We start from the raw sequence: 8493 nt of genomic DNA, 5'->3' as shown, positions 1-8493 counted from the left end.
TATATGACTGATTACCAGATAAATATACAAAATACTCGCTAATATTACAACTTTTTTTAATAAAAAAAACCGCCTCAGTTGTGAGACGGCTTCTTCTTATTTATTGTAGTTTACTTTTATTTTGAAGCAAGTACTTCTTTGTTGGTAGTAGATTTGCCGTGAACCTCTTCTTCTTTACCTGTTTTCAGGAAGTCATAGGCAATTGCTGATGCCACGAAGATGGATGAATACGTCCCGAAACCGATACCGATTAACATCGCAAACATAAATCCTCTCAGATTATCTCCTCCGAAAATGAAAATGGCTAAAATTACAAGGATCGTAGTAAATGAGGTGTTGAATGTTCTACCCAGCGTACTGGAAATTGAATCATCAAATAATCCTGCTAATGTTAATGATTTCTTCTCTCTTAGATATTCCCTGATCCTGTCAAAGATAATTACCGTATCATTAATGGAATATCCTAATACCGTAAGGATTGCTGCGATGAAATCCTGGTTGATCTCCATATTGAAAGGCATATATTTGTGAAGCAAAGAATATGCTCCCAAAATAATAACCGCATCATGGAACAATGCTGCCACCGCACCAAGGGAGAACTGCCATTTTCTGAATCGCAATAAGATATAGATAAAGATAATTCCTAATGCTCCCAGTACTGCATATAGCCCGTGAATTTTGATATCATCTGCAACAGAAGGTCCTACTTTTTCGGAAGAAATAATTCCTGCGTGTTCTTTATCTGCAGATTTAAAATCTTTTAACGTTGTTCCTGCAGGTAATTCTGATTTTAATCCTTCGTATAATTTCTGCTCAATAATCTGGTCTGCTTTTAAAGATTCATCTTCGATAAGATAATCGGTAGAGATCTTTAACTGATTGTTGCTTCCGAAAGTTTTAGCTTCCACTGAAGAGTTTTTACCGTCTTCCGTTTTAAACAATGCTACCAGTTTGTTTTCAACATCTTCTGCTTTTACATCTTTGTCAAATCTTACCACATAGTTTCTACCACCGGTAAAGTCAATCCCGTATTTGAAACCGTGTGTAGCGATTGAAATAATGCAAACCACCGTTAAAACCGCTGAGAAAATGTAAGCATATTTTCTTTTCCCGATGAAATCGATCCATGTATTTCTGAATAAGTTCTTCGTTGCCGGCGTCCATACTGAAAGTCCTTTTCCTTTATTTAATCTTGAGAAGATCATTACTCTTGAAAGTAATACAGACGTGAATAGCGTCATTGCAACCCCGATCATCAGGGTTAAAGCAAAACCTTTGATAGGTCCTGTTCCGAAGAAGAACAATACAACTGCCGTTAAGAAAGTAGTGGTATGACCATCAATAATCGCATTCAATGCATGTTTAAATCCGTCTTTATATGCTTCAAGGATACCTTTCCCTGCAAATAATTCTTCTTTTGTTCTTTCATAAATAATAACGTTTGTATCAACCGCAACCGCCATCGTTAAAACGATACCCGCAATACCAGGCAGTGTAAGCGTAAAGTCGCCCGAATCCATAATACCAAAAATATAGAAAAGGTTGATGATCATTGCAATTACTGCATAAACACCCGCTCCGCCGTAATAGAAAATGATATAAACAATAATGATTGCAAATGCGATCATAAATGACATCAAACCTGCATCAATAGATTCCTGACCTAAAGAAGGACCAACAACCGTAGCCTGAACTACTTTTGCCCCGGCAGGTAATTTACCTGCTCCCAATACGTCTACCAATTCTTTCGCTTCTTCCTGAGAGAAGTTACCGGAAATCTGTGTCCTACCATTAGGGATTGCGTTGACTACGTTCGGTGCAGTATAAACTCTGTTATCAAGGGTTACAGCAACTGGTTTCCCAACGTTTTTCTCTGTTAATGTTTTCCATTCTTTAGCACCTTTAGAATCCATCTGCATGTCTACCACTACTCTGCTCAATTCATCGTACCCGATGTTTGCAGTTTCAACAGCACCATCTACAGGAGCTTTCTGGTTGATATTTCCTCTGATGGCATACAATACCAAGCTTTCGGCATCTGAAGCTTCAGGCTTGTAGCCCCACATGAACTGTGTATATTTTATGTTGGCAGGACGTAAAGACTGCGCCACTTTGCTGTTTAAAATTTTATTCACAACAGCCGTATCGGACAATTTTACACTTCCTACTGCACTTTGGCTCATGGATTTACCTTTCTGCAAAATGTTCAGAAGGTTTACATTTTTTGCAACCCCCATAGAATCACCTTTTGCAGCGATCATTGTAGTTAATGTCTGGAAATAAGGATATACTTCAGGAGATTGCTGCACTTCCCAGAACTGAAGTTTAGCAGAAGTCTGAAGCATCTTTTTCACTTTATCAATGTCCTTCATCCCCGGCATTTCAACAGAAATTCTGGCTGTACCCGGAACCCTCTGAACATTTGGCTGTATCGCACCCAGTTTATCAATTCTGGTTCTGATAACCTCGAAAGCCGTTCCTACGGATGCATCAATCTTTTTCTTAACAATCGCTTTTACCTGTTCGTCAGGCGTATTGTACTTTACCTCAGTAAGCGTGGTATTTCCGAAAAGTTCCGGATCTGCCAGCTTAAGGTTAGTACCTTTAGCTTTGTTAACTGCATCGAACTGCTCAAAGAAATTGTCGATGTACGATCTTGTAGAATTCTTCTGAACTTCATCTGTTTTGTTCAAAGCCTCAATAAGAACAGGATTTGTGGAATAATTGGTTAAATCATTCACAAGGTCTCTTTGGTTGATTTCCAAAAGAACGTTGATCCCTCCTTTAAGGTCAAGACCAAGCTTCATTTCCTTGTCTTTCGCTTTGGTGTAATAAAGTTTTGTGAATCCAAGATTCAGTGTATCCTTAGAAAGTCTTGCGATTTCTTTTTGATACTTTTCCGGATTGTCTCCTGCAATAGCAGTCGCCTGCTTTTCAATTTTGCTGGCGTACCATGTTGGTAATAGCTCGTTTAAGCAAATCAACCCTAGTACAATAGCAACAATTGTAATAAGTCCTTTTCCTTGCATTTTGTTATAACTACGTTAAATTAAGTCGGCAAATATAATCATTTTCTTGAATTTTATGAATTTTTAACAACAGAAATCATTTATTTTCAGATATATCGGTATTCTTATTTTTATTTAAGATTTAATAATTTTTTCACGCTATTTTAATGAATTTTATAATGTTTTTATGGTATGAAATTTTCATTCTGATTTAATACACTAAATATCAAAATATTATGAAAAATTTACTTTTTTATGCAGGTTTATTTTCTTTCAGCATCTTTAATGCGCAAAGTATTAACCTGCAAGAATTTGCAACAGGTTTTACCGCTCCGGTAGAAATTACCCACGCCAACGATACGAGAATGTTCGTCGTTCAGCAAAACGGCATCATTAAAATCGTACAGCCGAACGGAAGCATAAATTCAACCAACTTCTTAGACATCAGCTCTAAAATTACCTATGGAGGAGAAAGAGGGCTTCTGGGACTTGCCTTTCATCCGCAATACGCTACCAACGGGTACTTTTTTGTTTACTACAATGATACCAGCGGAAATATTACTGTGGCGAGATACACCAGAAGTTCCAATTCGGATGTTGCGGATGCGACTACGGAAAAAATCATTTTAAATCAGCCAAAACCATTCGACAACCATAATGGGGGAAGCATTCATTTTGCGCCAGACGGCTATCTGTGGATTGTTACAGGTGATGGAGGAAGCGGCGGTGATCCCAATAACAACGGACAAAATAAAAATTCTCTTTTAGGCAAATTATTACGGCTGGATATCAATTCTACAGGTCCGTACAATATTCCACCGGATAACCCTTTTGTAGGAACCGACGGTGCTGATGAAGTTTGGGCATACGGTCTTAGAAACGCATGGAAATTCAATTTTGATACGGTTTCCGGTAATGTTATGATTGCAGACGTTGGACAGGGCAATATTGAAGAAATCAACAGAATGCCTATTACCCAGGCGGGACTCAATTACGGCTGGAGATGCTATGAAGGCAATAGCACCTACAATACATCCGGTTGTGCAGCACAATCTACCATGACTTTCCCTGTTGCTGCCTATGACCATTCCGGAGGAAGATGTTCTATTACAGGAGGATATGTTTACAGAGGCTCACTGTATCCTGCTCTCCAGGGAAAATATATTTTTGCCGATTACTGTTCCAGGCAGATCGGAATTCTAAATAGTGATGATTCCATTACCTGGTCGGCGGCATTTTCAGGAAATAATTTTTCAACATTCGGAATTAATAATCAGAACGAGCTTTTTGTAGCAGCAGTGAATAACGGCAAAATATTCAGAGTAACGACTTCTACTTTAAGTACAAATGAAAATAATCTTTCGGCACAGATAAAAATCTATCCTAATCCTGCTTCTAAAAAAGTTTTTATTGAGGGAATTGAAGGAAAAAATACAACCATTGACATCATCAATACTGAAGGAAGAAAAGTATTGGAAGGCGCAAAAATTGAAAGCGACCATAGCTTAAATATTTCAGGAATACCGACGGGTCTTTATTTCCTGCATATTAATATGGAAAATCAGAAAGCGTACAGTAAAAAATTAATTGTAAAATAATTTTCCAGAATATTTTAATAAGGCTTCAGTCAGTTTTGACCGGAGCTTTTTTTATAAAATATAATGTACCTAGTATAGGCAGGATCAGTAGTAATTTTACTGCAGGGGAAAAACTTTCAGTTTCGCCATCAAACAAAATAACAGGAATTAAGGAAACACAAAGAAAGGCTGTAATAAAAAGTACATGTTCCCACCATGAAAATTTTTCAGGTTCTGGTTGCTTACTTTCTCCTTTATATTTTAAGTTTAAAATCCAGAATCCCAAAAACAAAATCATGTAAGGGAATGTCCATATCCTGTAGGTATCATATGCAATGGAATGAAGAATTAAGGGAATTGCTGAAACAACAATAAGTAAAATAAACAGTCGAATATCCAGCTTAAATTCTTTAAAAATCATCCATAAACAGAAAATAATAGGAATTCCATAAAATACGGTTGCTTTTGAAACAAAAATTCTTTGAAAAAAATATTCATATTGTTCACTGAAATAATAGGTAAAACTTTTAGTGTAAGCTGAACAGACGGAGTCAGCAACTTTTCCAGGTATTGATGATTGTTTCAAATAGGAAAATAATTGTGTATAGTAATTTCCTCCGTTGATTTCCTGATAACATGAAATAAAAACAGCACTTAGAAATGGTAATATTAAAAATAAAGCAAGATTCTTTAAAACATTTCGCGAAAATACATCTTTAATAGAAAATTTACTTTCCGGCATCTGACTGACAATAATGGCAAAACAGCAGATAGGAAGCAGTAAAACAATAGAAATTTCATGAATAAAAATACTGAAAACTGCGATGACTGATGCCAGAAATAATTTGTTCCGGGTAATAAGATACACCGTCAAAATCGTCATCAGGAAAACAACATGATCCAAATATCCTATCAAATGGGCCGAAAATACAATGTATTGGGAAAGCAAAAAAATGACGAAAAATAACATTCGACCATAACTTTTGGGATTGCTCCAGGTCGTTTTTAAAGCGATCTTTAAGATTAAAAAATACAACACAGCCAATACCGATATGGAAAGAATGGTAATTGAAAAGGTATTTTTTTCAGATAAAAACCCAAATAATTCTCCGGCTAAACCTCTTTTGATAAATCCGAACCTGTAATCTACCAGCCAGTGAGACTGCGCCCATTGATTAGGTATTCTTATGGTTTTTGAAACACTGAAAATCAGCGCATACAGATAAAGAAATATCAAAAGAAATTTCCTGTACATAGAGATCAGATCGTCATCGAGAAAATTCTCGTTTCCGGTTTATTCCGCATCATTCTGAGATCGAAAACCATGGCTACATTTCTGGTAAAGGCTCTTCCCTTCTCCGTAATCTGGATATGATGACCATTCATTTCTACCAATTCGTCCTTTTCCATTTCTTTCAGCATATCAAAAGCATTTTCAAGTTCAGGAAAAGAGTTGTTGATATCAAAAGTTGTTTCAAGCTGGCACATTAAATTCAGAATATGCCTTCTTACGGTGAGATCCTCATCGTTCAGGATATGTCCTTTTACGACAGGGATCTGCCCTTCTTCTACTATTTTCTGATATTCTTCCACTGTTTTTACATTTTGGGCAAAAGCATACCAGGAATCCGAAATCGCAGACATTCCCAAACCAACCATCAGCTGGGTCTTACTGGAAGTATATCCCATAAAATTCCTGTGAAGTTTTTTATGAATCAAAGATTGATACAAATCATCATGTTCAAGAGAAAAATGATCCATTCCGACTTCAATATAGCCTAATTCTTCCAATAATTTTTTTCCGTCTTCATACAAACGGCGTTTTTCTTCACCACTCGGAAGATCGTTTTCATCAAAACCCCTCTGCCCTACTCCTTTTACCCACGGAACGTGCGCGTAAGAATAAAAAGCAAGACGGTCCGGCTTTAGTTGCATTGTTTTGCGGATGGTGTGTTCCATTGCTTCCCAGGACTGATGCGGAAGTCCGAAAACAAGGTCGTGGCTGATTCCCCTGTACCCGATTTCTCGTGCCCATTCCGTTACTCTCTGTACATTTTCAAAAGGCTGAATTCTGTTGATTGCTTTCTGAACTTTCAGATCGTAATCCTGTACCCCGAAGCTTACTCTTCTGAAGCCAAGATCATATAACGTCTGCAGGTGCTCTCTTGTAGTGTTATTCGGATGACCTTCAAAAGAAAACTCCTGATCTTCTGAAATGTCCACCGTTTCAAAAATACCTTCCAGTAGAGTTTTAAGATTTTGCGGCGAAAAGAAAGTTGGTGTTCCGCCTCCTAAATGAAGTTCTTTCAATTTAGGCTTTTCATTAAACAAATTAAGATAAAGCTGCCATTCTTTCAGTACACTTTCCAGATACGGAATTTCAACACTGTGTTGTTTGGTAATACGCTTGTGGCAGGCACAGAATGTACACAACGCCTCACAGAACGGCAAGTGGATATAGATAGAAATCCCTTCTTCTGCATTCGATTCCTTAAATGTCCTGATTACACTCTGCTTCCACAATTCCGGGGAAAAACTGCTTTCATCCCAATATGGAACAGTAGGATAGGAAGTGTATCTTGGGCCGGGAATATTATATTTATCTATTAAAGAATTCATTTTCGATTTAAAATTTTAATGAACTTTCAAGAAGTTTCATACTACAAAATTACGCATATCTGATGAATTTTTAGCCATGAAATATATTAGGGTAATTTTCTAAATTTATAATAAGTCTAAATACTTTTATAATCAGAATGTGAGCTTCATTAATGAAACTCTGTTTTTACCTGCCACAACAACTGTATTTCCATCGATCCATTGACACACATAAAACCCTTTTTCATCAGAAATCTTTTTCCACGTCTTCCCAAAATCTGATGAGTAGCTGATGTGCCGATCCCCTACAGCAATAATCTCCTTCCCTTTCGAGCCTGGTTTGATTCTGACACAGGTCATATACCCTGCATTTTCTCCCGAAGCCTGAATCTGCCAGCTTTCACCGCCATTGTTCGTTGTAGCAATGTTATTGGTATTGGCTTCCTGTTTCGTATAATCTCCGCCAACAGCAATTCCGAACCGCGATGACGGATCGATATCCAAAGAGTAAATCCCTGTTGAAGAACTTCCGTTCACAAAATGTACTTCTTTTCCATAAAGCTTTTCTCCCATTTTATAAGAATAAAACTGACGTGATTTTTTTCCGCCCGTCACAAACCAGAACTCTTCATCATGAATAAAAATATTGGTATTACTAGCCGCAAAAGCAGCTTCTCCTTCACCTATTTCAAATAATTTCCCGCAAGGCAGGGTTTGCCAGTTTTTACCACTGTTGCTGGTGGTTACGATATTCATGCATTTCCCGTAAGGATCCCCTAGTGCAATGCCGTTTTTTCCGGAGAATGAAAGAGCATCATAAAAAGCGGTTTTTGCTGTATCGGTATGAATAATCTGATATTTTAAACTCTTTTTGTTGATCTGAAAAAAATAAGCCGGGCTCTCAATATTAATTGCATAAAAATATTTTTTATTCTGAGCCAGTGTCCGAAACTGAAGTTTTTTATCTGATAATGTAATTTGTCTCTGATTTTCAGTTTTCTTTAAATCAATGTATCCGAATTTGGAATCCGTACCGCTGTACCATACTTTGTTGTCATAGAGCTGCAAAGCACGGATGCTTATTTTATCATTCAGAACAGTTTTAAAACTTTCTATCTGCTGAGAAAATGTAAGTACACCTAAGAATAGTAGCGAAAATGGTATTGTTTTTTTCATAGGCAACAAAAATAAAAAGAAGCCGTCTCATTTCACGATTCGGCTTCATTTTTTGATATTATTGTTATTCAAATTATTTTGGAAATTTTCTTTGCGATCATTGAAAATGGCTTATTAGGCGACTCTCTTTCTTA

At 37.0% G+C, this 8493-nt stretch carries 5 protein-coding genes; 1 reads left to right on the top strand and 4 read right to left on the bottom strand.

The features are described 5' to 3' along the window. Positions 1-116 precede the first annotated feature (116 nt). Complete coding sequence (gene secD / locus BUA76_RS18820; protein ID WP_072886343.1) at positions 117-3029, bottom strand: protein translocase subunit SecD; 2913 nt, start codon at positions 3027-3029, stop codon at positions 117-119. A 215-nt stretch (positions 3030-3244) separates the two neighbouring features. Here secD and BUA76_RS18815 point away from each other — a divergent pair, with 215 nt between their 5' ends. Beyond that, positions 3245-4606 (top strand): PQQ-dependent sugar dehydrogenase, encoded by a 1362-nt coding sequence (locus BUA76_RS18815; RefSeq protein WP_072886342.1) that lies wholly within the window; start codon positions 3245-3247, stop codon positions 4604-4606. A gap of 25 nt (positions 4607-4631) precedes the next feature. Here the strand turns inward: BUA76_RS18815 and BUA76_RS18810 are convergent, their stop codons facing one another. From BUA76_RS18810 to BUA76_RS18800, 3 genes are all read right to left on the bottom strand, one after another. After that, entirely contained in the window at positions 4632-5840 is a 1209-nt protein-coding gene (locus BUA76_RS18810) for a hypothetical protein (protein WP_072886341.1), read from the bottom strand. A 5-nt stretch (positions 5841-5845) separates the two neighbouring features. Beyond that, entirely contained in the window at positions 5846-7204 is a 1359-nt protein-coding gene (gene hemN, locus BUA76_RS18805) for an oxygen-independent coproporphyrinogen III oxidase (RefSeq protein ID WP_072886340.1), read from the bottom strand. Positions 7205-7336: 132 nt separating this feature from the next. Then, positions 7337-8359, bottom strand: a complete 1023-nt coding sequence (locus BUA76_RS18800) for an RNA-binding protein (RefSeq protein WP_072886339.1) — start codon at positions 8357-8359, stop codon at positions 7337-7339. Between the last annotated feature and the right edge of the window lie 134 nt (positions 8360-8493).

Source organism: Chryseobacterium takakiae (assembly GCF_900129385.1).
Classification (GTDB): domain Bacteria; phylum Bacteroidota; class Bacteroidia; order Flavobacteriales; family Weeksellaceae; genus Chryseobacterium; species Chryseobacterium takakiae.
The sequence above is the reverse complement of the archived record's forward strand: the minus strand, read 5'-3'. Positions and strand labels throughout refer to the sequence as shown.

Bases quoted from the DNA above. Each gene is read 5' to 3' on its own strand.
- BUA76_RS18810 (WP_072886341.1), bottom strand. From the start codon at position 5,840: ATGTACAGGAAATTTCTTTTGATATTTCTTTATCTGTATGCGCTGATT.
- secD (WP_072886343.1), bottom strand. From the start codon at position 3,029: ATGCAAGGAAAAGGACTTATTACAATTGTTGCTATTGTACTAGGGTTG.
- BUA76_RS18800 (WP_072886339.1), bottom strand. From the start codon at position 8,359: ATGAAAAAAACAATACCATTTTCGCTACTATTCTTAGGTGTACTTACA.
- hemN (WP_072886340.1), bottom strand. From the start codon at position 7,204: ATGAATTCTTTAATAGATAAATATAATATTCCCGGCCCAAGATACACT.
- BUA76_RS18815 (WP_072886342.1), top strand. From the start codon at position 3,245: ATGAAAAATTTACTTTTTTATGCAGGTTTATTTTCTTTCAGCATCTTT.